Raw genomic sequence first — 23,103 nt, 5'->3', positions numbered from 1 at the left:
AAATAGGTCACTCTACAGTCTCTTTAAGAGGAGACACATATGATAAACATAGTTTGAAAGAGACCGAGGTGATAATTTTGACAAAAGTAACTGTCATTATGACGAGCTACAACAAGGAGGCTTACGTCGGCAGATCGATTGAAGCGGTCCTGCAGCAGACGCTGTCAGACTTTGAACTTTTTATCATGGATGATGGATCAAACGAAAAAACCCTTGCTGCTATTGAACCGTTTCGCAAAGATCCCCGCGTTCACTTTATCCAAAGCGGTGTCAAAACATTGGAAGAAAGAACAGCGAAAACTCGCTACGCCGTGCTGATTAATCAAGCATTAGAACTGGCAAAGGGCGAGTATATTTCCTATGCCACAGATGACAATGTCTATGCCCCGGACCGTTTAGAGAAGCTCACTCATTATCTAGATGCCCATCCAGGTAAAGATATTGTCTATTCTAGTTCTAAAGTGATCTATTTAAATAGCAAAAAAGAGCCAGTGAAGGAAACGATTCGGCCAGCGCAAACAGTGCAATGGAATGCTCCCTGCGCCATAGATCATTGCTCTGTTGTGCATCGTGCATCCATTTTATCAAAAATTCATGATGAATTTGGGTCCTACTGGGACGAGAGTCCGCATTTTTATCGGATAGGGGATGCCCGTTTCTTTTTTCGGCTAAATCATTTTTATCCGTTCTATCCCTTTGATGAAATATTAGATACAAATTACATCACAGAACAGTCAATTCATTATCAGCTGGCAGAAGAAGAGAAAAGTGCCTTTATTCAAGCACTTCCCGAGCAGTCTACCTGCTGGGAGCTTCGCAGTATATTAAAACAAAGGTATGGGAGGTGACCCGAAATGTCGCACTATATTCATCATTATTGGCAGGTGTACTTTGAGTATGTGAATCTGATGAAAGATTTGTCCTACAAGGAAATTCCTCTTGGGTTGATCAGCAATTTTTATCAATATATCAGTCCTGAAGTGAGGGAACGCATGGAAGATGAAGCATTTGGTCAAGAACTGACAACCGCTTGTCCATTACCGGAAGAGATTCAGCCATTTTTTGATCAGCATAAGCAGCAGATGAAGCGCATCACTTATCGTCCGGCGAATGGAAAGGTATTGCTTCACTTTGAACATCTGCGTTTTACTGAACAAAATTATACGCGGTTCCATCCAGATCAAACGGTGGTGTTCGCTCGCTGGAAGAAGGCGGATTATTTCGGATTACCTGTTATCAGTAAGCCGGAATTAGCCGGAGAGGTTAATAAAGAAGCCCACGCTGAATATATTGAAAAAGCAAATGCTCTCCTTAAACCTTACGCTCACCACCCTGTCTTTGGCAATGTCTTTTTTAGAGAAAAATTGCGGAAGGATATTGTGCAATTTATTGATGTCATTGACCAGATAGAAGTGCTGTTTCAAATGCAGCCGATTGCAGCTGTCATTGTTGGAACGACGGAGGATGCTTACAGCCGCGTACTCGCTTTGCAAACATTGAAACGCCAGCTGACGAGTATCTGTCTTCAGCACGGCGCGCTTATGGGAGACGAAGCCTTTTTACCGATTTTCACGACTTGCCACGGGGTGTTTGGAAAATATGAAAAGGACTGGTATGTAGACAAAGGCTGTCAGCCGGAACAGGTGGAAATCACAGGTCATCCGAGGTTTGATTTGGTGAAGGAGCGAACACCGCTTCAACAGGATCTCATTTTTCGTAAATTGAACTTCAGTCCGGCTAAAAAGACCGTGCTTGTGGCAACACAGCCGTTTTCTGAAGCCTTCTATGGTAATGTTCTTAAAACGATTGCCAATCGGAAAGACATTCAGCTGATCATGAAGCCGCATCCTTGGGAAATTGCTCGAAATCGATTAAACGACTATGTGTCTATTGAACGAGCGGGAAATCATGTGAAATTGATTAAAAAAGAAATTGACCTGTATGACCTACTGCCATATGTGGATATCGTGATTACGCTCACATCAACAGTTGGTCTTGAAGCCATGCTTTTTGAAAAGAGTGTGCTGATCGGGAAAATGACAGAAGGCAGAAGATACCCATATTACGAGTCGCTTGGCAGCTATCATATGGAAGACCCTGTTGAACTAGCTGAGAAAGCCATTCGTATTTTGTCGGATGAACAAGAGATGAAGCTGGCAAAGCAGCAAGGAGCTCAGTTTATTAAACAACACTATCCGCATGCGCGATCTACCGATGTTCTGCTTTCTCTGCTCAAAACAAAAACTGGTGTTGATTTTCAGAGATGAAGATAGGGGTGTGCAAGCGATATGGGAAAAAAGAGAGCACAATTTCTTCCTTATGCTCTGCCTTTCATTGAGCAGGAAGAAATCGATGAAGTCATTGGAACATTAAAGTCCGGCTGGCTGTCAACTGGACCAAAAGTAAGACAGTTTGAAGAAGAATTTCAGCAGCTGACAGGTGCAAAACATGCGATCGCAGTCAATTCATGTACGGCTGCTTTATTTTTAGCCTTAAAGGCAAGAGGGATTGGGGCTGGGGATGAGGTGATTACAACACCTCTGACATTCTGCGCAACAGCAAATACAATCATCCATACGGGAGCAGCGCCTGTATTTGTCGATATTGATCCTGCGACACTCAATCTGGATGCAGAGAAAATAGAAGCGGCCATAACACCACATACAAAAGCAATTGTCCCTGTTCACTTTGCTGGTCAATCGTGCGATATGGACCGGATTTTAGCGATTGCCAAAAAGTATGATCTATTTGTACTTGAAGATGCTGCCCATGCTCTTTACACAACGTACCACGGTCAGCCCGTTGGGTCGATTAGTGATGCGACCGCTTTTAGCTTTTATGCAACGAAAAACCTAGCGACTGGTGAAGGCGGCATGCTGACAACAAATGATGATGCGCTTGCAGCTAGAATTAGAAGACTAGCGCTCCATGGGATGAGCAAGGGAGCGTGGAATCGTTATGGAGAAAAAGGAACGTGGTATTACGAGGTCGAGGAACCTGGTTATAAAATGAATATGTTTGACGTGCAGGCATCTTTAGGGCTTGTTCAGCTAAGCCGACTAGATGACATGCAGGCACGGAGAGAACAGATTGCAAAAGAATACAATCAGGCTTTTCAAAAAGAAGCGGGCCTGATCCTGCCACCTGTGCATCAAGAAGGAAGACATGCATGGCATTTGTATGTACTGCAAGTGAATCCAAAAGAAGCATTCATCACGCGTGATGAACTGATTGATCAGCTGCAAAAGGAATATAAAATCGGCACGAGTGTTCACTTTATCCCTGTTCACTTGCATCCATACTATAAAGAAACATATCACTATTCACCAGAGGATTTCCCTGAGTCACTCGCATACTACAAGCAGACGCTCTCACTGCCGCTCTATCCAAGTATGACAGATGAAGATGTGCAGGATGTTATCACAGCGGTGTTGTCTATTTTAAAAGAACAGAAGGCATCATCATGAAGGTCGTTCATTCCATCGATGATCAGGTACTGGCGGCTTGGCTGGAGAAATACGGCCAACAAGCGGAACAAATGAACGGCTTTAAGCAGTTTGCTCTTGTTAATGGTGCCCAGCTCAAAGCGGTTCTGTTATATGAATGGTCAAAATGGGAAAGCGGCATTTTTGATCAGCATATTTTTCATGTGAAGTTTGTAGAAGCAGAATCAGGGTCTGCTTTTCAAGAATTGATGGAGCGTTTCATCAATTGGATGAGAACAGAGAAATGCGATTTTTTCTTTTTACGTCTTGAAGTGTCTGATCTTGAAAAAAACCGCATCGTTCAAAGGCTGTCACATGTGTACTATGTAGGTGGTCTCACTCGTCTTGAGGCACCGCCTGTTCAAATGGAGATGCCATCAACAGGTGAAGATGTGGTCATCAGTCTGCCGGATGAAAAGGAATACGTTGAGGCTGTGTCACTTGCTCATCAGGCTTTTGGGAAAAGCCGGTATGCACTTGATCCTTTCTTAGATCAGAATGTCGTCCAGCATTTCTTTCAGGAATGGATGAGAAACAATTTACTCGGACGTGCAGATATCAATCTCGCGGCAAAGGTGAACGGTGAAGTCATTGGTTTGATTCAAGGGGTAACAAAGGGCGATGAACTGGTGCTTGATTTATTGTCTATTAGACCGGATGCACAAGGAAAAGGGATCGGAAAAAAGCTGGTTATAGCGATGATAAAAGCCTCTTATGAGAGAGGGCACCGGTTTATGTCTGCCGGAACTCAGATGCATAACACAACCGCGATTCAGCTGTATGAAAAGCTGGGCTTTAGAACAAAAAATGCCTTCTTGTATTACCATGTGTGGCCGAAAAAAGGAGAGAGGTAAGATGGCGTATTTCTATATTGGAGATCGCAAAGTGGGGGATGGTGCGCCTGTCTTTATCATTGCAGAGGCAGGCATTAACCATGATGGAAAGCTGGATCAGGCACTTGCTTTAATTGATGTGGCAAAAGAAGCAGGTGCCGATGCGGTGAAGTTTCAAATGTTTCAAGCTGATCGGATGTATCAAAAGGAACCGGGTTTGTATGAAACAGCCAAGGGAGAAGAGGTGTCCATTTTTTCTTTAGTAGAACAAATGGAGCTACCGCCAGAATGGCTTCCGGTGTTATTGTCACGCTGCGCGGAAAAAGGGCTGCTATTTTTAAGCACAGTATGTGACGAAGAATCTGCGGATCTATTGAATCAGACTGATCCGCCGGCTTTCAAACTGGCATCCTATGAAATCAATCATTTGCCGCTTATGCGTCACACGGCATCTTTTCAAAAGCCCATCATTTTCTCAACAGCCGGGGCAACCATTTCAGATGTCCATGAAGCATATGAGGCGATTACAAGCGAGCAAAATCAGCAGGTCGCTATCATGCATTGCGTAGCAAAGTATCCAGCACCTAGAGCTTACACGAATCTGCGGGTTCTTAAAACCTTAGCTGCGGCATTTCCCGATGCAGTCATTGGCTTTTCTGATCATAGTGAGCATCCAACTGAAGCGCCTGTGGCCGCTGTGAAGCTTGGGGCAGCAATCATTGAAAAGCATTTTACAGTAGATAAAACGTTACCTGGGGCGGATCATTCCTTTGCTCTTGATCCTGAAGAATTGAAGGAAATGGTTCAGCATATTCGAGCGGCAGAAAAGCAGCGGCATCTAAAAGAAGCTGACACTCATTCAGTGCCAGAAGAGCTCCTTGGCAGTTCTTATAAAACGACAACAGCTATTGAAGGCAAGATCCGTGAATTTGCGTATCGAGGCATTTTTACGACAAAAGGCATTGCGAAGGGCGAGACATTGACCGCAGAAAATCTAGCCGTGTTACGTCCAGGACAAAAAAGCCAAGGTCTGCATCCACGGTATATGGCGGTTTTACTTGGCGCAAAGGCTGTCAGAGATATCCCAGCCCATACAGGGGTTTCGTGGAAAGATGTACTCATGAAGGAGACGCCAAATGATCAATGATGTCCTCTTTGTCATACAGGCGAGAATGGGCTCAACAAGGCTGCCCAAAAAGGTGATGAAACCGATCGGCGGTATGGCGCTGATCGACCTGATTGTTGAACGGGTAAAGCAATCAGATCATTACAATCATAAAACGCAGAATCTCATGATCGCCACAACAGTTGAGGCAGAAGATGATCTGCTGTCCCATTATTGTCTCTCAAAGGGATATAAAGTATTTCGTGGCAGTGAGACGGATGTACTGCAGCGATTTGCGCAGATTGCCCGTCATTTTGAACCGCAAATCATTGTGCGTTTAACAGGAGATAACCCATTTATAGATCCGGCCCTTTTGTCGAAAATGCTTGAAAAACATAGACAAGAGAAGGCTGATTACACGTATACGGCTGGCACTCCACTCGGTATTTCCGGGGAAATGATCGACGCACAGATTTTAATTGAAATCGACAATTTTCCCCTTACGCAGCCAGAGCGTGAGCATGTCACGCTCTATATCAGAAAGCATCCTGAGCAATTTCACCTGCAATTATTCACACCGCCCAAAGAACTTGCATATCCTGCTTATCGATTCACGATTGATACAGAAGAAGATTATGAGTTTGCGACCCGTTTACTAGAGAAAGCTGGCGGCTCCATTGCTGTGCCTACGGCTGAACTCATCACCATTTGCGAACAAGACCCTGATATTGTTCGGTTGAATCAATTTGTGAAACAGAAGGATGCTGAATGAACAAGAAAATCATGATTGTTGTGTATGGCGGGTTTTTAAGAGGAATGGGCCATGTTGTCAGAATGAAACGGCTGGCAAATCAACTGCTTCAAGAAGGAAACGACTTATATTTCTATACAAATGAACAGATTTGTGTAGAAATGCTCTCAGGTCTAGATTGGCACGTTCATTTGGTGCAGGAGTCGAAGGCATTCCTTCAGATGGAAAAGGATATAAAAGAGCTGAATCCTGATCTTTTGCTGATTGATGTACTTGAATGTGACCTCCAATTTCTTCGATTGATCAAAGCGTGCTCCGGCTCTGCAAGGCTGGTTTTATTCGAAGAAAATAGAGCAGAAGCGTGTCAGCTTGCCGATGCTGTCGTGAACGGCATTTATGGAGGTCTGGACGAAAAGCACATGCAAGTAGATGGGACAGCATATTTTGATGGAACACCTTATTTATTGTTAGATCAAGAGATAAGCCGATTAAAAGACACATATGAGGTTCGAAAAGAATGCAAAAAGGTGGTCATCAGCCTTGGGGGCAGTGACCCGCGCGGATTGTTATCAAAGGCTGTATCAGCACTGCTCGAAGCTGACCACCTACACATTTTAGCGGTTACAGGAAAAGCCTCTCGCATTGAAGAACAAATAGAGGCTGAGCATATTCAATTCATTCGTCATACAGATCAATTACCTGCGCGTCTCTCAGAAGCTGATCTGGCAATAGTGGCTGGCGGGATGACGTTATACGAGGCAGTTTGTATCGGAGTGCCCAGCATTGTCCTTTCACAAGTAGACCACCAAGCAGTGACAGCCGCTCGTTTTGCGCAAAAGGGAGCCTGTCACCATCTTGGATTAGGTGAACTTGTGGATGAAAAAGATATTCGGCGTGCTGTGGAAAGACTGTCCGGCAGCTATTTTCTCCGCAGAAGCATTCATCTCAATGGACGGACACTCATAGATGGAAAAGGAACTGAACGAGTGAAAAACATTCTTATACACCTCATGAATCATCACCAAAAAGAACATAAGGATGTGTAGATGTGAAGGGAGTTATTTTAGCAGGAGGAAAGGGATCACGACTGGCGCCTTTAACGAAGATTTTCAATAAACATTTATTGCCGGTTGGTCCATATCCAATGATTTATTGGTCATTGTTCAAATTGAAGGAAGCAGGGATTTTAGATGTGATGGTCATATCACAAGAAGAACAAATCCCGCTGTTTCAAAAGCTGCTTGAAAGCGATCAGGAACTGGGGATGAACATCGTATATCAGGTACAGCCTGAAGCGTCTGGAATATCAGACGGTTTATCCTATGCAAAGCCCTTTGTAGAAGGGGAGAAGTTTGTGCTGATGCTTGGTGATAATGTATTTGAGGATTCACTAAATTCTTTTGTTGAAGCCTTTCAGCAGCAAGAAAGAGGAGCCAAGGTTTTGTTGAAAGAAGTGGCAGATCCAAAGCGGTTTGGTATTGCAGAAATTGATGCCACGCGCCAACGAATTTTATCAATAGAGGAAAAGCCGGAGTATCCGCGCTCATCTTACTGCGTCACGGGCATCTATTTTTATGACCAGGAAGTCTTTCAATATATTGAGAGAATCTCACCGTCAGATCGAGGCGAATTAGAGATTACAGACGTGAACAATCTGTATATCTCAAATAGTCAGCTGACCTATGATATGTTAAAAGGGTGGTGGATTGATGCAGGAACACATGAATCTCTCCACCAAGCATCTGCGAAAATGTTTGAAACGATGAAGAAAAAAGAGGGATCCGAATGACGAAGTCTTATTTAATTACAGGCGGAGCGGGTTTTATCGGACTGAATTTTGTGAAGCTGCTGCTTCAGGATGCTGATGTCCGGCTCACCGTTTTTGATAAATTAACGTATGCCAGCCATCCAGAGGAGATGGATGAATTATTAAAGTTGTCTCATTTTCGTTTTATTCAAGGGGATATCACCCTTCAGCATGAGCTGGACCAAGCATTTGACGAAGTCTATGATGCCATCATTCATTTTGCGGCAGAATCGCATGTTGATCGCAGCATTGAATCAGCAGAGCCTTTTATTCAAACAAATGTCCTCGGAACGTATCGTATGCTTGAAGCGGTCTTAAAAGGAAAAGCGAAAAAGCTCATTCATATTTCAACAGACGAAGTATATGGAGATTTGGAGCCAGATGATCCTGCTTTCACAGAACAAACACCACTTTCACCGAATAATCCTTATTCAGCAAGCAAGGCGAGTTCAGACCTGCTTGTGAAATCCTATATCCACACTCACCAATTACCCGCGATGATTACACGATGCAGCAACAATTACGGACCGTATCAGCATGAGGAAAAATTAATCCCGACCATTATTAGAAAAGCAGTCAATGGAGAGAACATCCCGATTTATGGAGACGGCCAGCAAATTCGCGATTGGCTGTATGTAGAGGACCATGCGAGAGCTGTGAAGCAGGTGCTCGAAAATGGCACAACGGGGCAGGTATACAATATTGGCGGCGGCAATGAGAAAACAAATCTCGATTTGACCAAAACGATTTTATCGCAGCTCGGAATCAGTCATGATCAAATTGCGTTTATTCAAGATCGAAAAGGACATGACAGACGGTATGCCATTGATGCCAGTAAGCTAAAAGGCGAGCTCGGCTGGACGCAGGAGACGTCATTTGAAGAAGGTATCGAAAAAACGATCAATTGGTATCGAGCCAAATACGATCAGAGCGAAGAAGGGTGACGGATGAAAGTTTTAATCACCGGTGCAGGCGGCCAATTAGGGAAAGAATTGAGCAGGCAGCTCAAGGAAAAAGACATGACCGTCATTGCCTTAACGAGGAACATGCTCAATATCGCAGACCAGCAAGCAGTCAGGCATGCGATGAGACACTATCAGCCTGATATTGTTGTCAGTGCAGCAGCCTATACTTCTGTTGATCAATGTGAAACAGAAACCGAAAAGGCGTATCTTGTGAATGGGATTGGCGCCTACTATACAGCATTAGAAGCAAAGCGCGCAGGGGCTGATGTGTTACATGTCAGTACAGATTATGTGTTTGACGGGCAGGCGGACACCCCTTACCAAGTCGATGCACAAGCAGATCCTCAAACCATTTATGGAAAGAGTAAAAAGCTTGGTGAGGAATTGATTCAGCTTGTATCAGACGAAGTGAAAATCATTCGTACCTCGTGGCTTTACGGACATGAGGGGCATAATTTTGTGAATACCATTCTTCGGCTTGCTGAAACGAAGGATCATTTACGCATTGTGAACGATCAGATAGGGTCTCCTACTTATACAAAGGATGTAGCCGAGGCTCTGATTCATTTGTTTGATCAGAAGGCAGGCGTGTACCATGTCAGTAACCGAGAAAGCTGTTCCTGGTTTGATTTTGCGTCAGAAATTGTGATGAAAAGCGGCTTGTCCGCCACAATTGAGCCGATTTCCACGGAAGAGTATGGCTTCCAAACGCCACGCCCGGCCTATTCTGTCTTAGATCTTCAAGCGATTGAAGCCACAGGCTGGCAGCCGAGGCATTGGAAGGATGCACTTCACGAATACTTGCAGAAAGAAGGGAGATGGCATCAGCATGATTGATGGTGTTCAAACGAAAAAACTCATGAAACATTGTGATGACCGCGGCTTTTTTGCAGAGCTCATTCGAGATGATGAACCGATGCTGAAACGCTTTGGTCAGGCGTCATGGTCGAAAAGCTTTCCAGGCGTGATCAAAGCCTTTCATTATCATGAAAAACAAGACGACGTTTGGTTCTTCCCCGCAGGTCATGCACAGGTCGTGTTATATGATTTGCGTGAGGACTCTCCCACAAAGGGGCAAACCGATGTGTATTATATGGGGGAAGACAATCCGATGCTGCTTCTCATACCAAAGGGTGTCGCGCATGGCTACCGTGTATTAGGTGAGACGCCACTGCAAATTGTGTATTTCACAACAGAATCGTATGACCCGAAAAACCCAGATGAAAAGCGAATCGCCTGGAATGACGAAATGATCGGGTTTGATTGGGAAACGACATTTAAATAGAGAACGAGGGGCCTTTCGCAGGAGAAAGGTCTTTTTTTGTTGAAATACATTCTATATGTGTCATTTTATGTATATGTACGAAGCTGATAAGAAAAGGGATGTGGATGAGTTTGTCTAAAAGAATTGCATTTGTAACAGGAGCAAGTACAGGGATTGGAAAGGCCATCGCCATTAAGCTTGCCGCTCAAGACAATGTAAAGGTCATCATCAATTCTAGAAATCAATCCTCACTAGAAGAAGCGCAGCAGGACATTGGGCGTATGGCAGAAACAAAGGAGCCGGTGGCTCTTTTCTGTGGCGACATGTCAGATGAAGGGGTGCGGGCTGAGGCTTTTGAGGAAATAGAAAAAGAGTTTGGCAGACTGGATGTGTTGATTAATAACATTCCGGGGGGAAAGCCAGATACCTTTGATTCGTGTGAGAGCGAGCAGATGATGGCAGCATTTTCTCAAAAAGCCATTGCGTACATTGATACGATGAAGCGTGCAGCAGCGATGATGAAACGACATGAATATGGCCGGATCATTCAAATTGTCGGGAACCTATGGAAGGAACCTGGTGACCAAATGTTTACGAACAGCATGATGAATGCAGCGATTATCAATGCTAGTAAAAATGCTGCCACACAGCTTGCACCTTCAGGGATCACAGTGAATTGTTTAAACCCGGGATTTATTGCTACAGATCGGTATGAACAATTTATCGGAAACATGATACGTAAACAGGCATTATCGCGGGAAGAAGCTGTACAGGCTGTAGCGTCAGGAATTCCAATGCAACGAGTGGGCTCAGCGAGTGAAATGGCTTCATTGGCCGCTTTTATCGCATCAGAGGAAGCCTCCTATCTTACAGGACAACAAATATCTGTCGATGGTGGAGCGATGAAAAGTATATAGCATCAAAAAAACCGCTAGATGCGGTTTTTTGATCCAGCGTGTAGATAAACCCTCGCATTTGGTGTCAGGTCTGCGTGCCGGTGCTTACGAATGTCAAATTCGCTCCGCTCCGGTACTCGTCCTTCCTAGGGCTGCAAAGGTTTTCTATCACGCTGAAAAGAAGACAAATGGCTAAAATCAAGACCCATTTTAGCCATTTGTCAAAAAAACCCGCTAGATGCGGGTTTTTTGATTAAAGCGAATCGGAAGGATGCGAAGCCGGTCGATAAACAGGGCAAGCTGTTCAATTGGAGCAACCATTGAGATGCGGACATGACGTTTTCCATGTGCTCCAAACACCCCCCCGGGCGTGACAACGACATCGGTATGTTCGAGTAAATAGTCTGCAAATGCATGAGAATGTTCAAACTCATCAGGGATTGGAGCCCATAAATAAAAGGCGCCAGCTGGACGTTCGATGGACCATCCTAGCTGCTTTTCTGCCTGACGGATGAAGAAGTGAATTCGTTCAAGGTAGACCTCTTTTAATGATTGAATGTGACGGTCATCACTTTGCAAGGCGACGGTTGCGGCTTGTTGAAATCCGCCATACATACTAACAAACACATGATCTTGGAAGGCGTTAATGGCTTGGATGATGTCCTCATTACCTACAGCAAAAGCGACTCTCCACCCTGCCATATTAAATGTTTTGGATAGAGAATATAATTCTACTCCTACACTTTTTCCAAGAGGAGCATTCAGAAAGCTTACTGGTTTTTGCTCATAATGAAATGAACCATAGGCAAAATCATGAATGACATGCAGTCCGTGAGCTGATGCAAAATCAGCAGCCTCTTCAAAAAATGCATCATTTGCCACAGCACCTGTTGGGTTATTCGGATAATTTAAGAAAAGAACCTTTGCCTTTTTGAGCACCTCCGGATCAATTGAAGAGAGATTCGGCAAATAGCCATTTTTCGTTTCAAGTTTGATGCAGTAGGGCTTTGCGTCTGCCATCAAGATCCCAGAATGATATTCTGGGTATCCTGGATCGGGGACGAGGGCAATGTCCCCTGGGTCAAGCAGACACTGACTCATGACATAAAGGCCTGTTTTCCCCCCATTGAAAAGGGCCACTTCTTTCTGTGGGTCTATCTCAGTCTCGAATTCTTTTTTGTAGAAATCTGCAATGGCTTGCTTGAAAAAGTCGAAGCCTCTAAAAGGTGCATACTGCTGAAACTCTAAAGTGCCTGCTGCCTCTTGAAGCGCGCTTACGATATGTGCAGGAGTCGGAAGATCAGGATTTCCCTGCCCAAGGTTGATGATTTTCGCCCCGTTTTGTGCCTTATGCGCAATTTTCTCAAAGACGGTTCCAAATTTCTGTTCTGGCAGCCGTTCAATCACGTTAGATGGTAAGATCTTCACCACATTACCCTCTCTTTCTATCCCTTCACTAATTCATCCATTAACTGAATGGCAGCTTGCTTCTGTAAGTTGCGGATGGATGCGGCAACATCCTGTGAGGATGACCCTTTTAATTCAAGCGACACGATGCCATTAAAGGCTTCAAATAAAGAGAGATCCACAAAGGTGCCTTTAGATGGGACGGATTCACTGACGATCACAGTATCTCCAACTAAAGCATCCTGCGGAATATGGACATGATCAATGGTGATATGTGTGGCCTCTGCCGGTATGTGTCCGCTTTCTTTGAAATGCTGAGGGTATAAATGGCAGTCTGCTATATAATGCGTATGTCCAGAAAGCAGCTCTTTTGGCAGATTCGCTTTTTTTCCATCGACTAATACATCGATCAGCAGCTTGGCCATATCCACACCAAACACTTTTTTGATATTCGGAATCATATTCCAGCCAGCAAATCTAGCTGCGGATTCGATCAGTCCTGTTTCTCGATTTTTCATGAGCTTGATCTCTGTATGGGTCGCACAGTTTTCAAGTCCCAGCCCTTCATTTGCCTTCTTAGCTGCCTCAATGATGATTTGCTGTGCTTCATTGTCTAGGATCGAGGGAGTAATATGAGCCGTTTCTGTAAAACCGATTTGAGGGGTCTTGTCATGTATGACAAAAGGGATATATTCTCCCTCCACGACGAACCCTTCTACACTGACATAATCAGAATAGCCACCCTCTTGATACCAATCCTCGTAAGCCCCCTCTAAGTACGTTTCAGCGACAAATGGTGCTTCATATGTCACAGCGTTTGGGACGGGAATGGTTTGCAAATAGGACTGTACGTTTAAAAAGAGATCATCACTGCCGGCTCTGTCATGAAAAAGGGTCACGCCAATCGAGCTTGCTAAATATGTAGGCTTTAAAATAAGCGGTGTCCCGATATGTTCAATAGCTTGCTGGAAATCAGCTAAAGTGGTGACAGGCTGAGTTTTCACCGCTTTGACACCAGCAGCGTTGAATGCAGCTCTCATTTGGCTTTTATCACGCGCCATTTCAGCTGCTTTTACCCCAGCGCCGCGCAGCCCCAGCCGTTCGGCGGCTTTTGCCATTGGTGCAATGAATAATTCATTATTGGTGGTGATGGCATCAGCTTTGAAAAAGGAAGCCACACGGACTAGGTCATCCACCACCTCTTCCTCTGATTTCAAATAATCATCATGTGCCCAGTAAATAGAATCAGGGTGTTCAAAAGAAGGGTGTGTCTCAAAATAATCGCGATCTTTGATGACGGCAATGGAGTATTTTTCTATTAGCTCAGCGTGTCCCTTTGTAATGGCAAAGGGTCTCGGGATATAAGAAACGATATGATAAGGTGCCGCCACGCTTTCATAAAACATATGGGGCGGGCACCCTCCTAAGTCAGCAATGACAAGTACGGTTTTTTTACTCAATGAAAGCACTCCTTTTTATCTAGCGGTGTATCCGCCATCTGCTGTGACAACACTTCCAGTCATATAGCTGGATAGATCAGAGGCGAGAAACAGCATCACGCCCGCAATTTCTTCAGGTTTTCCGAGACGAAGCAAGGGATTCACCTTTGCTTTTTCCTTTTTGACAACCTCAAGACTTTCTGAATGATTGTCTAAAAAGGATTTTTCATTTAATGGCGTATCAATGATGCCTGGGGCGATACAATTCACCCTGATTTGATGAGCGGCATAGTCAATCGCCATCGATTTGGTGAGCTGGATGACACCGCCCTTTGTTGCGTTGTATGCAGGAATGTCAGGCCAGCCAACGAGACCTCCGACAGATCCAGTATTAATAATACTTCCGCTTTTCTTCTCAAGCATATGCGGCAATGTATGCTTACTCATGAGAAATACACCCGTCAGGTTGACCTGTAGAATGTGGTTCCAATCCTCCAATGTCATCTCGTGAATAGGTGAGACAATTTCGATGCCTGCATTGTTAATCAACACATCAATTGTCCCGAATTGGTTCAGCACGGATTGAACGGTTTTTTGACAGTCAGCCTCATTTGTAATATCTGTTTTGAAAAACGCAGCATGTTCATGAGGCAATGATTCAACAAGTTGTTTACCGCTATCTTCATTGATATCAGCCACAGCTACTTTTGCTCCGTGTTCAAGGAAAAGCTTGACGGCGGCAAGCCCAATCCCAGACGCACCTCCTGTAATCAGGACGACTTTTCCGGCAATGTTCATTTCTTCACCTTAGACGCTTTTGGCTTTAAGCGGTTATAGCGTGGAGGGAAGAAGAGATTAATAGACTTTGATGCTTCTGGCTTTGGATTAATGGCGCCGTGATCTTCTTTTGGATCACAGAAGTAGGTCGTGCCAAATTCCATCTTCTCTGTAAAGCCTTCAATCGTCATATCGTATCCACCGCTAATGCAAATCCCAATTTGTTCATTACGGTGCTTATGAAAAGGCATTTCCCCGCCATTCCCCGGAATGTTGGCAATCATAAGCTCCATCCAGTCCTCCACAAAAAAGGTCACTTCCATGCCAGGAAGCAAATCACGCGTTTTGAAAATGTCTAAGAAATAAGTAGGAGGAGCCGTATATTCCTCGCCATCTTTTAATCTCTTAATATCAATGGCGATCACTTCTTCATCTGTCAAATTCGATGCGCCGTGAGGAACGAATGGTGGTGCAATATAGGCTGATTCTAATGGGGTGAGCACTTGGGTCGATTGGCCGACCGTCATTTGAAGCTCGCCTTTTAATACGATGCCGATTTGTGCTTCCGGATGCTCGTGAGGTTCGATGATCGTGTGAGGAGGGACGTATGAAATTAACACTTCCGTATCGCCTCTGACAGTAGAATATTGGATGACACCATTATCCCATTCTCGTTTTTTCGCTTGAGGAAAATATAATTCTTGCACCTTTTGTTCAGTTGTCATGTTTACATCTCTCCTTTTCCGAATATAGACCAGCTCATAGGAATGCTTTTAAATGTTCGAATGAAGGTGAGGCCGTATGTAGCTCTAGCCACCTCATTGGTTAAAGCGAAATCAAATTCGCCGTCTCTTACTTTTTGTGCGGCTGTACTTGTGGAATTGACAAGCTCAAATTCAGCATTTTGATGGATAAAATATTGAATCAAATTCACAGGTGCAGGATGAGAAACAATTTTTAAATGATGAAGCATTTGTTCTTGAAAGGGGAAATCTGGTCTGACAGCCAAACCATACATGGGCGTGTCACATCTGAATATTTGTAAAAGCTGCAGGTCAGGTCTCATGTAGAAATGTTTGATTCCTTCGTATGCGTGTGGAACGAGAGTGTATTGGAGTGCGTTAGAGAGAGTATGTTCAATGCAAGTTTCGAATGTGTCGTAAAGGGATAGTTTCGTATGAGTGCCGAGTGTAGTGGTGGAATGAGAGATGAAATGTTTTGCTGCATATTCACTGCTTGTCCCCTTAGGGCCTAATGTATTGACTGTAAACATCTTAGGTGAAACGATGGGCTCTTCTTTGAAATGAAAAACATCATTCTTTAAGATCATGTTTACCATCCAATCTTTTTCAAATTTTTACTAGATTATAAAAAATAAAATTGGTAATTGTCAACAAAATTTATAAAAAAATGTATTTTATGATGATATTAAAAATTGATCTAAAAAACTGCACATATCGAGATGTGCAGTGAAATGAGCTCACGTTTCAAAGGTATTTTTATGTTTCTGCTGTAAGGTTTTTTCACGTTTATAGCTGATGAAGCTAATGAGAAAACCAACGAGCGTAATGAGTGCACATACAAGTCCTACCGTATGATAGCCGAAATGGACATAAACAGGTCCCATCAAAGCGGACCCAAGCATAACGGCTAGATTGGAAGCAAGGCTGTAAAAAGCCATCACTTTGCCTCGGTGGGTTTGGGAGCAGTCGCTCAGGACGGTGCTCAAAAGCGTGACGGATAAACTTTGCATGGCACCCCAAATAAATAAAGCGAAAATGAGCAATGTCCATGAGAACGGTGCATAAGGAAGTAAGGCAAGAACGAGCGCAATCCCGCCCAGCACAAAGAAAAGAGACCGTGTTTTGCCAAACCAATCTGCTAATTTCCCGGTAAATATACTCATGGAAAAACCAACGCCATAAGCCATGATCAGAAGTCCAGCTGTTGATTGCCCTCCGGAAAACAAACTTTGCAGGTAAGCTCCTAAAAATGAGTACATGCCATAAAATCCAAGCATGTTACAAAATGTCACGGTCAAATAGGCAGGGACACGGTCGATTTTCAAAGCCCCCCATAAAGAACCTGATTTCTCCCTAGCTTGAGGTGCCTTCGGATGAGCTGTGGCGACTTGTTTTCGAGATTCAAGGATGACGAGCAGCAGGACAACGAGACTCATCATGGCGAAAATCCAAAATGTCCAGCGCCAGTTCAAACTTTGACCGATAAAAGCGCCAATGGGCACACCAAGGACAAGAGAAAGAGACCAGCTCGATACAATGAGTCCCATCACTTTGCCGCGATATTCATATGGAACCCGGTCGCCCACAAGAGCATAGGCTGTTGGCACAAATACACCAGTCGCCAGCCCAGAAATAGCACGGCCGGCAAAAAACACGGCCAAATTTGGGGCAGCAGCACACATCACAGTGCCAATCAAAAAGAAAGACAGCCCAATAATCAAACACAACTCTCTTGAATACCGGTCCCCTAAAGGAACAAGAAGCGGAGCTCCAACCAGCACAGCTAACCCATAAATGCTGATGGAAAGAGCGAGAACATCAAGAGAGTGCTGAAAGGAGTTTGATAAATCGGGCAGCAGTGGTGAAATCACCAGTTCCTCCGATCCCGCCGCAAAAACGCCAAGTGTGAGTGCGATGGCAAGTGTGATGGGAAATGTTTTAGAAACCTGGCTGTCTAAAGATTCTTTCATCAAGTGATCCCTCCATACTTGCTTTTTCATTCAATTCCGTTAAAATAAATTCTACCATTATTTAGTTTTATTTTACATTTCGCATCATAAGTATTATCATCAAATACTTTTCAAATGGAACGATTTTTGGATAGGAGAGGTACGAATGAAAATCACCGATGTAGATGTGCATATTTTAAATGAATTGAGAGAAGATGCCCGCTTATCCATGAGGGAATTGTCTAAACGAGTGAATTTATCAGCACCTGCTGTAGCAGAAAGAGTGCGTAAATTAGAGGACGCAGGGATTATCGAAGGGTATTCTGTTCAGGTCAATTATAAAAAATTAGGTCTTCTGATTGACTGCCTGCTGGAAGTTACGGTGTTAAATGGGGAGTATCAGCGTTTTGTGGCTTTTATGAACGAGCACCCACGCGCTTTTTTTGCTTATCGAGTGGCAGGACAGTCTTGCTTTTTCATTAAGCTGTCAGTTTCTTCTCTTGAAGAAATTGAAGCCTTTATTCAAGAAGTGTCTGGATTCACAAAAACCGTCTCCCATATTGTCTTGTCAGAGCACTCTTTTTCTCATCCCATTCAAGAACGCTTGAAACAAATAGAAGAGCCAGAAATGACCGTGGTGAAATAAAAAAAGGACCTATGTCAGGTCCTTTTTATTCGTTTATCTGACTGATAGCTCATAAACGTAATGATAAGGCCAATAAATGTCACAGCTGCAGCAAATAACGGAACAAGCTGTAAATGTGTGATGTCGATAGCAAGACCGCCAAGCGCTGCACCGCCGGCATTCCCAATATTAAAGGCAGAATGGCTGAGCGTCGATGCGAGTGTCGGTGCTTCATGTGCCATGTTCATCGTGCGGTATTGCAAGGTAGGAACAAGAATAAATGAAATGATTCCCCAAACAAAAATGGTCAGCACGGCAGGCACTTTGAATTCGGAAGTGACTGTAAACAATAACAGGACAGCAATGAGTAGGATCAGTGTCACCATAATACTCGGCATCAGCTTCCAGTCAGCAAGCTTTCCGCCAACTAAATTCCCGATGGTGACCCCAAGTCCAAATAGGACAAGGATGAGCGTTACCCCATTTTCCTGAAAGCCAGTGACTTGCAGCAGGATTGGGCTGATATACGTAAATGCTGTAAATACACCAGCAAAACCAAAGATGGTCATCGCAAAGGAAACGAGTACCTGTGGTTTTTTCAAGACGGATACTTCATTTCGAATATCTAATATTTCTTCCTTTGATTGATTCGGAACTAAGCTGATGATACCGATTAAGGAAATGAGACCAATGACGGCAATGACTAAAAAAGACATACGCCAGCCGAATTGATTTCCGATAAAGGTACCGAACGGCACACCGAGTACATTGGCTACTGTCAGTCCTGTAAACATGAAGCTGATCGCACTTGCGCTTTTCTCTTTAGGCACAAGCCGTGCAGCCATAATAGCTCCGACGCCAAAGAACGTTCCATGAGCAAATGACGTTAAGATACGGGCTGCCATTAATAGACCATAAGAGGTCGAGGCAGCGGCAGCAGCATTTCCCGCCACGAAAAGAATCATTAACAGAATGAGGAGACGTTTTCTCGACATTTTCCCAGTCGATAACGTTAATATAGGTCCGCCAACTGCGACACCAAGTGCGTATCCAGTAATCAGCTGTCCTGAAGCAGAAATTGATACATGAAGATCGTTTGCGACATTTGGCAAAAGTCCCATGATGACAAATTCAGTCATGCCAATCGAAAACGCACCGAGTGTTAATGCAAAAATAGCAATGGGGAAGCGTTTCATGATGTGATCACCTTTCTAAACAAATACATAAAAAAGCTTCGGAGAGATCCGAAGCCTTAAGAGTTTATCATACATGGAAATAAGACGCCAGCTGCTCGTTTGCTAAACGGTTTCCAACAAAGAAGGAACCGAATTCGCCGTAGCGTGCACTGACTTCATCAAAGCGCATTTCATAAACCAATTTTTTAAATTGAAGCACATCATCAGAGAAAAGGGTAACGCCCCACTCATAATCATCAAAACCAACAGAACCTGTAATGATCTGTTTTACTTTTCCAGCATAGCTTCTGCCAATTAAGCCATGGCTTCTCATAAGAGATTTACGATCATCCATGGAAAGCATGTACCAGTTGTCATTGCCAGAACGTCTTTTATCCATTGGATAGAAGCACACGTATTGAGAAGAAGGAAGCTCTGGATATAGGCGCGCACGTACATGCGGGTTCTCGTAAGGATCGCCGCCATCGCCGCCTCCTGCTAAGTAGTTGCTGAGCTCAACAACTGAAACATACGAATAAGCCGGAATCGTAAATTCTGCTAGTCGTGTTTTGTTGAATTCAAGTTCAATTTCACCTAGTTCTTCCATTGTCGGACGTAAAATCATGAGCATAATATCTGCTTTTTGGCCGACAATACTATAGATTGTTTGGCTTCCAGCTTTATCTTGCTCAGCTGTTTTCCATTTTTCCAATAGACCTGTGAACTCATGAATAATGGCTTGGCGCTCATCACTTGTCAGCAGCTTCCAAGCTGTCCAGTCGATCGTTCTAAAATCATGCAGCGCATACCAGCCATCTAGTGTTTGAGCTGCTTCATTTGTTGTATGTTGTTCGCTCATTTCTTTCACTCCTATTAACAGTTTTCCATCTGTTCCAACTATAACATAGTTTGTCCAAATGGAGATGTGATCAAAACTTGAACGAAGAAAACAGCTTTTATCAAAATTGATTAAATTAGTTTGAAAAATAAGAATTTAATTTGTAAGCGCTATAATATAAGTTGGTAGTTTGAATTTAGGTAGAAGAAGAGTATGCTTAAAAGAGAACGCTTTTTTTGTAAAATCAAGGAGGGTATTGTAGTGGCAGATATTTTTTCAACAGTTCAGGAAAAGGTTGCAGGTAAAGGAGTAAAGATCGTTTTTCCTGAGGGAATGGACGAACGCATTCTAACAGCCGTTCAAAAACTAGCAGATGGCAAAGTATTGCAGCCAATTGTGGTAGGTAAAAAACAAGAAGTTGAAGCAAAAGCAAAAGAATTAGGTCTTACACTTGATGGTGTTGACGTGTATGATCCTCATACATATGAAGGTTTTGAAGAGCTTGTACAAGCTTTCGTAGAAAGACGTAAAGGCAAAGCAACTGAAGAGCAAGCAAGAAAAGCATTACTAGATGAAAACTACTTCGGTACAATGCTTGTGTATAAAGGTCTTGCAGACGGACTTGTGAGCGGTGCGGCACACTCAACCGCTGACACAGTGCGTCCAGCACTTCAAATCATTAAAACAAAAGAAGGCGTAAAGAAAACATCTGGCGTCTTCATCATGGCTCGCGGCGAAGAGCAGTACGTGTTTGCTGATTGTGCAATCAACATTGCTCCAGACAGCCAAGATCTAGCTGAAATTGCGATTGAAAGTGCAAACACAGCAAAAATGTTTGATATCGAACCACGTGTGGCAATGCTTAGCTTCTCTACAAAAGGCTCAGCAAAATCAGACGAAACAGAAAAAGTATCTGAAGCAGTTCGCATTGCAAAAGAAAAGGCACCTGAGCTTGTACTTGATGGAGAATTCCAATTTGATGCAGCTTTCGTTCCTTCAGTAGCAGCGAAAAAAGCGCCAGATTCCGTCATCAAAGGCGATGCCAGCGTATTTGTTTTCCCTAGCCTCGAAGCTGGAAACATTGGCTACAAAATTGCACAGCGTTTAGGTAATTTTGAAGCTGTAGGTCCAATCCTGCAAGGCTTAAACCAACCAGTAAACGATCTTTCAAGAGGCTGTAATGCCGAAGACGTTTACAACCTTGCGCTTATCACAGCAGCTCAAGCACTATAATGATCTCGACAAAGACAGCCAGTACGATAGATTCGTGCTGGCTGTTTTTTTGATGACAAATGTGTACAATATAGGGGGAAAAGAAAAATTTGATCGTAAATAAAGCCGATAGAATAGGCAGGTGCTATAATGGACGATTTCATACATAAGCTTCAGCATAAGGTCGCGGGATTAACAGAGGCACAAAGGAGAATTGCAGATTATATCGTGCACAATCCGATGGAGGTCGCGTTTTTAACTGTAGATAAATTGGCTTCAAAAGTTGGGACGAGTACAGCTACCATCATGAGATTCTCTGCTGCTGTAGGGTATTCCGGTTTCTCTGAGCTTCAAAAAGAGCTTCAATCAAACATGAAGCATAAAGCTGCCCCTCAAACGAGACTTGAAGCGAACCTCAAGCATTCAAACAAAAGTAAGCTTCTGCATAACCATGTAGAGCTGCAATTTCAAAATATCCAGTATGCTTTAGACAATATCACGGAAGAAACCTTTCAGCATATTGTTGAAAAAATAGCCAGCTCCCGCCAGGTTCTGTGTACAAGTGTACGAAGTGGAAGACCTGTTGGCGAGTATCTGTCATTTGGAATCAATCGGCTATTGGGGAACTGTCAATATATTGATGCGGACAAAAGCGACTGGGTGGATGATCTCGTTCATTTTCAAGCTGATGATTTCATTATAGCGGTCAGCTATCCTCGCTATGCAAAGCGTATAAAGGACTTGCTGGAGGCAGCGAAGTCATATGGGGTGGAAGTGCTTTTAATTACAGACAGCTACAGCTCTCCACTAACTAAGTATGCACAATATGTATTACCATGTTCCTCAGCAAGTGTGGGCTCTCATAACTCTGTCGTATCTGCTATCTTTATCGTAGATTATATTTTAAGTGCCTTAGCCATTAATGACCCTGAAAGGACAAAACCACGTTTAGATCAAATTAATCATATGTTAACGAAAATGAGTTATCACACAACACATTAGTCGTGTGGTGACTCATTTTTTTCATTTAATTTTTTTGAAAGCGCTTTACTAAATGAAATCGAGATGGTATGATCGTGTCACGAAAGTAATATATATTACTTTAATAAAATTAAATGTAATGAATATAACTCAAAGGGGATGATGGAAACAATGAGTACTGTTCAATTCGTGTCAAATGATCTAATAGATCGAGCAAGAAAGCTTAACTCGACCTTGCTGTCAGACGTGATGGGATGCACCGGAGCGATGGATCATCAAATTAAACCTGTTGCAAGAGGCATGAATATAGTAGGGACAGCTTTTACCGTTAGCTTACGGCCAGGGGATAATTTATTTCTTCATCAAGCGATCTACTCTGCTAAAGAAGGAGATGTACTGATTGTTGATGGAAAAGACCATAAAGGTCATGCATATTTAGGGGAATTGATGGCACATTCAGCAAAGGCTGTAGGAATAGAAGGAATCGTGATTGACGGGCTTGTTCGCGACAAACTCTCTTTAGAGGAGCTGGCTTTTCCAATATACAGTAAGGGGTTTATGCCAAACGGACCTTTTAAAGATGGTCCTGGGGAATTGAATCAAACCATCTCGTGCGGCGGTGTCAAAGTAGCACCAGGTGATTTAGTCATTGCTGACGATGATGGAGTCGTCATCGTTCCAAAGGAAAAGGCGGAACACCTGCTGACACTAGCGGAAGAGAAACAAGCGTATGAAAATCAGAGATTAAAAACAATTCAACAATATATGGACGAAGGAAAGCAAGACATCAGTCTCTTAGCACCGGCATGGCTGGCAGGCAAATTGAAAAAATTTCAGGAATAGGGGAGAAT

The 23,103-nt window shown here is 43.5% G+C and carries 24 protein-coding genes; 16 read left to right on the top strand and 8 right to left on the bottom strand.

Annotated features, from left to right (window positions below; genetic code table 11):
* Window positions 1-77: 77 nt before the first annotated feature.
* The 12 genes from ACP69X_RS03340 to ACP69X_RS03285 all read left to right on the top strand — a co-directional run bounded on the left by ACP69X_RS03340 (window position 78) and on the right by ACP69X_RS03285 (window position 11,127).
* Window positions 78-848, top strand: coding sequence for a glycosyltransferase family 2 protein (locus ACP69X_RS03340; protein ID WP_041088598.1), 771 nt, complete (start codon window positions 78-80; stop codon window positions 846-848).
* 6 nt (window positions 849-854) lie between these two features.
* Window positions 855-2,267: a CDP-glycerol glycerophosphotransferase family protein gene (locus ACP69X_RS03335; RefSeq protein WP_041087720.1), complete on the top strand. Its 1,413-nt coding sequence runs from the start codon at window positions 855-857 to the stop codon at window positions 2,265-2,267.
* A gap of 21 nt (window positions 2,268-2,288) precedes the next feature.
* Entirely contained in the window at window positions 2,289-3,467 is a 1,179-nt protein-coding gene (locus ACP69X_RS03330) for a DegT/DnrJ/EryC1/StrS family aminotransferase (protein WP_041087722.1), read from the top strand.
* Window positions 3,464-4,339, top strand: a complete 876-nt coding sequence (locus ACP69X_RS03325) for a GNAT family N-acetyltransferase (protein ID WP_041087724.1) — start codon at window positions 3,464-3,466, stop codon at window positions 4,337-4,339. The genes ACP69X_RS03330 and ACP69X_RS03325 overlap by 4 nt, the downstream gene beginning before the upstream one ends.
* 1 nt (window position 4,340) lies before the next feature.
* Entirely contained in the window at window positions 4,341-5,465 is a 1,125-nt protein-coding gene (locus ACP69X_RS03320; protein ID WP_269102810.1) for an N-acetylneuraminate synthase family protein, read from the top strand.
* On the top strand, window positions 5,455-6,195 hold the full coding sequence (locus tag ACP69X_RS03315; RefSeq protein WP_041087727.1) for a cytidylyltransferase domain-containing protein: 741 nt from the start codon (window positions 5,455-5,457) through the stop codon (window positions 6,193-6,195). The genes ACP69X_RS03320 and ACP69X_RS03315 overlap by 11 nt, the downstream gene beginning before the upstream one ends.
* Window positions 6,192-7,220, top strand: a complete 1,029-nt coding sequence (locus ACP69X_RS03310; protein ID WP_426052418.1) for a PseG/SpsG family protein — start codon at window positions 6,192-6,194, stop codon at window positions 7,218-7,220. The genes ACP69X_RS03315 and ACP69X_RS03310 overlap by 4 nt, the downstream gene beginning before the upstream one ends.
* A gap of 2 nt (window positions 7,221-7,222) precedes the next feature.
* Window positions 7,223-7,963 carry a sugar phosphate nucleotidyltransferase gene (locus tag ACP69X_RS03305; RefSeq protein ID WP_058838502.1) on the top strand — a complete coding sequence of 247 codons (741 nt, stop codon included), beginning with the start codon at window positions 7,223-7,225 and terminating at the stop codon, window positions 7,961-7,963.
* The gene (rfbB, locus tag ACP69X_RS03300; protein WP_251180961.1) at window positions 7,960-8,925 is read left to right on the top strand and encodes a dTDP-glucose 4,6-dehydratase; all 966 of its coding nucleotides are present in this window, start codon (window positions 7,960-7,962) and stop codon (window positions 8,923-8,925) included. The genes ACP69X_RS03305 and rfbB overlap by 4 nt, the downstream gene beginning before the upstream one ends.
* A 3-nt stretch (window positions 8,926-8,928) precedes the next feature.
* Window positions 8,929-9,783 carry a dTDP-4-dehydrorhamnose reductase gene (rfbD, locus tag ACP69X_RS03295; protein WP_041087734.1) on the top strand — a complete coding sequence of 285 codons (855 nt, stop codon included), beginning with the start codon at window positions 8,929-8,931 and terminating at the stop codon, window positions 9,781-9,783.
* The gene (locus ACP69X_RS03290; protein ID WP_058838504.1) at window positions 9,776-10,231 is read left to right on the top strand and encodes a dTDP-4-dehydrorhamnose 3,5-epimerase family protein; all 456 of its coding nucleotides are present in this window, start codon (window positions 9,776-9,778) and stop codon (window positions 10,229-10,231) included. The genes rfbD and ACP69X_RS03290 overlap by 8 nt, the downstream gene beginning before the upstream one ends.
* A gap of 104 nt (window positions 10,232-10,335) precedes the next feature.
* The gene (locus tag ACP69X_RS03285) at window positions 10,336-11,127 is read left to right on the top strand and encodes an SDR family oxidoreductase (RefSeq protein WP_323133067.1); all 792 of its coding nucleotides are present in this window, start codon (window positions 10,336-10,338) and stop codon (window positions 11,125-11,127) included.
* 213 nt (window positions 11,128-11,340) lie between these two features.
* Here ACP69X_RS03285 and ACP69X_RS03280 read toward each other — a convergent pair whose 3' ends face one another.
* The 6 genes from ACP69X_RS03280 to ACP69X_RS03255 all read right to left on the bottom strand — a co-directional run bounded on the left by ACP69X_RS03280 (window position 11,341) and on the right by ACP69X_RS03255 (window position 17,442).
* Window positions 11,341-12,534 carry an aminotransferase class I/II-fold pyridoxal phosphate-dependent enzyme gene (locus ACP69X_RS03280; protein WP_426052417.1) on the bottom strand — a complete coding sequence of 398 codons (1,194 nt, stop codon included), beginning with the start codon at window positions 12,532-12,534 and terminating at the stop codon, window positions 11,341-11,343.
* Between the two features lie 17 nt (window positions 12,535-12,551).
* On the bottom strand, window positions 12,552-13,973 hold the full coding sequence (locus ACP69X_RS03275) for an ATP-grasp domain-containing protein (RefSeq protein ID WP_058838506.1): 1,422 nt from the start codon (window positions 13,971-13,973) through the stop codon (window positions 12,552-12,554).
* Between the two features lie 15 nt (window positions 13,974-13,988).
* Entirely contained in the window at window positions 13,989-14,750 is a 762-nt protein-coding gene (locus ACP69X_RS03270) for a glucose 1-dehydrogenase (RefSeq protein WP_058838507.1), read from the bottom strand.
* Complete coding sequence (locus tag ACP69X_RS03265; protein ID WP_039182276.1) at window positions 14,747-15,454, bottom strand: cupin domain-containing protein; 708 nt, start codon at window positions 15,452-15,454, stop codon at window positions 14,747-14,749. Before ACP69X_RS03265 ends, ACP69X_RS03270 begins: the two co-directional genes overlap by 4 nt.
* 2 nt (window positions 15,455-15,456) lie before the next feature.
* A complete protein-coding gene (locus tag ACP69X_RS03260) occupies window positions 15,457-16,059 on the bottom strand; it encodes a bacilysin biosynthesis protein BacA (RefSeq protein WP_024423797.1) in 603 nt (200 codons plus the stop codon).
* A 150-nt stretch (window positions 16,060-16,209) separates the two neighbouring features.
* On the bottom strand, window positions 16,210-17,442 hold the full coding sequence (locus ACP69X_RS03255) for an MFS transporter (protein ID WP_426052416.1): 1,233 nt from the start codon (window positions 17,440-17,442) through the stop codon (window positions 16,210-16,212).
* Window positions 17,443-17,587: 145 nt separating this feature from the next.
* Between ACP69X_RS03255 and ACP69X_RS03250 the strand changes: the two genes are divergently transcribed.
* Entirely contained in the window at window positions 17,588-18,067 is a 480-nt protein-coding gene (locus ACP69X_RS03250; protein WP_041087746.1) for an Lrp/AsnC family transcriptional regulator, read from the top strand.
* 14 nt (window positions 18,068-18,081) lie between these two features.
* Here the strand turns inward: ACP69X_RS03250 and ACP69X_RS03245 are convergent, their stop codons facing one another.
* Both ACP69X_RS03245 and hemQ read right to left on the bottom strand, forming a co-directional pair.
* The gene (locus ACP69X_RS03245) at window positions 18,082-19,242 is read right to left on the bottom strand and encodes an MFS transporter (protein ID WP_073978839.1); all 1,161 of its coding nucleotides are present in this window, start codon (window positions 19,240-19,242) and stop codon (window positions 18,082-18,084) included.
* Window positions 19,243-19,309: 67 nt separating this feature from the next.
* Complete coding sequence (gene hemQ / locus ACP69X_RS03240; RefSeq protein WP_426052415.1) at window positions 19,310-20,080, bottom strand: hydrogen peroxide-dependent heme synthase; 771 nt, start codon at window positions 20,078-20,080, stop codon at window positions 19,310-19,312.
* Between the two features lie 240 nt (window positions 20,081-20,320).
* On the opposite strand from hemQ, the gene pta reads away from it, so the two are divergent.
* The 3 genes from pta (at window position 20,321) to ACP69X_RS03225 (ending at window position 23,095) form a co-directional block, all read left to right on the top strand.
* On the top strand, window positions 20,321-21,292 hold the full coding sequence (gene pta / locus ACP69X_RS03235) for a phosphate acetyltransferase (RefSeq protein WP_024423792.1): 972 nt from the start codon (window positions 20,321-20,323) through the stop codon (window positions 21,290-21,292).
* 129 nt (window positions 21,293-21,421) lie between these two features.
* Complete coding sequence (locus ACP69X_RS03230; RefSeq protein ID WP_338527943.1) at window positions 21,422-22,273, top strand: MurR/RpiR family transcriptional regulator; 852 nt, start codon at window positions 21,422-21,424, stop codon at window positions 22,271-22,273.
* Between the two features lie 150 nt (window positions 22,274-22,423).
* Window positions 22,424-23,095, top strand: coding sequence for an RraA family protein (locus ACP69X_RS03225; protein WP_305960526.1), 672 nt, complete (start codon window positions 22,424-22,426; stop codon window positions 23,093-23,095).
* Window positions 23,096-23,103: the final 8 nt, after the last annotated feature.

This window comes from Bacillus sp. DC4300-2b2 (assembly GCF_049895685.1).
GTDB lineage: Bacteria > Bacillota > Bacilli > Bacillales > Bacillaceae > Bacillus > Bacillus safensis.
The sequence above is the reverse complement of the archived record's forward strand: the minus strand, read 5'-3'. Positions and strand labels throughout refer to the sequence as shown.

Bases quoted from the DNA above. Each gene is read 5' to 3' on its own strand.
- ACP69X_RS03335 (WP_041087720.1), top strand. From the start codon at position 855: ATGTCGCACTATATTCATCATTATTGGCAGGTGTACTTTGAGTATGTG.
- ACP69X_RS03330 (WP_041087722.1), top strand. From the start codon at position 2,289: ATGGGAAAAAAGAGAGCACAATTTCTTCCTTATGCTCTGCCTTTCATT.
- ACP69X_RS03325 (WP_041087724.1), top strand. From the start codon at position 3,464: ATGAAGGTCGTTCATTCCATCGATGATCAGGTACTGGCGGCTTGGCTG.
- ACP69X_RS03320 (WP_269102810.1), top strand. From the start codon at position 4,341: ATGGCGTATTTCTATATTGGAGATCGCAAAGTGGGGGATGGTGCGCCT.
- ACP69X_RS03315 (WP_041087727.1), top strand. From the start codon at position 5,455: ATGATCAATGATGTCCTCTTTGTCATACAGGCGAGAATGGGCTCAACA.
- ACP69X_RS03310 (WP_426052418.1), top strand. From the start codon at position 6,192: ATGAACAAGAAAATCATGATTGTTGTGTATGGCGGGTTTTTAAGAGGA.
- rfbB (WP_251180961.1), top strand. From the start codon at position 7,960: ATGACGAAGTCTTATTTAATTACAGGCGGAGCGGGTTTTATCGGACTG.
- rfbD (WP_041087734.1), top strand. From the start codon at position 8,929: ATGAAAGTTTTAATCACCGGTGCAGGCGGCCAATTAGGGAAAGAATTG.
- ACP69X_RS03290 (WP_058838504.1), top strand. From the start codon at position 9,776: ATGATTGATGGTGTTCAAACGAAAAAACTCATGAAACATTGTGATGAC.
- ACP69X_RS03285 (WP_323133067.1), top strand. From the start codon at position 10,336: ATGAGTTTGTCTAAAAGAATTGCATTTGTAACAGGAGCAAGTACAGGG.
- ACP69X_RS03270 (WP_058838507.1), bottom strand. From the start codon at position 14,750: ATGAACATTGCCGGAAAAGTCGTCCTGATTACAGGAGGTGCGTCTGGG.
- ACP69X_RS03265 (WP_039182276.1), bottom strand. From the start codon at position 15,454: ATGACAACTGAACAAAAGGTGCAAGAATTATATTTTCCTCAAGCGAAA.
- ACP69X_RS03260 (WP_024423797.1), bottom strand. From the start codon at position 16,059: ATGATCTTAAAGAATGATGTTTTTCATTTCAAAGAAGAGCCCATCGTT.
- ACP69X_RS03255 (WP_426052416.1), bottom strand. From the start codon at position 17,442: ATGAAAGAATCTTTAGACAGCCAGGTTTCTAAAACATTTCCCATCACA.
- ACP69X_RS03250 (WP_041087746.1), top strand. From the start codon at position 17,588: ATGAAAATCACCGATGTAGATGTGCATATTTTAAATGAATTGAGAGAA.
- ACP69X_RS03245 (WP_073978839.1), bottom strand. From the start codon at position 19,242: ATGAAACGCTTCCCCATTGCTATTTTTGCATTAACACTCGGTGCGTTT.
- hemQ (WP_426052415.1), bottom strand. From the start codon at position 20,080: ATGAGCGAACAACATACAACAAATGAAGCAGCTCAAACACTAGATGGC.
- ACP69X_RS03230 (WP_338527943.1), top strand. From the start codon at position 21,422: ATGGACGATTTCATACATAAGCTTCAGCATAAGGTCGCGGGATTAACA.
- ACP69X_RS03225 (WP_305960526.1), top strand. From the start codon at position 22,424: ATGAGTACTGTTCAATTCGTGTCAAATGATCTAATAGATCGAGCAAGA.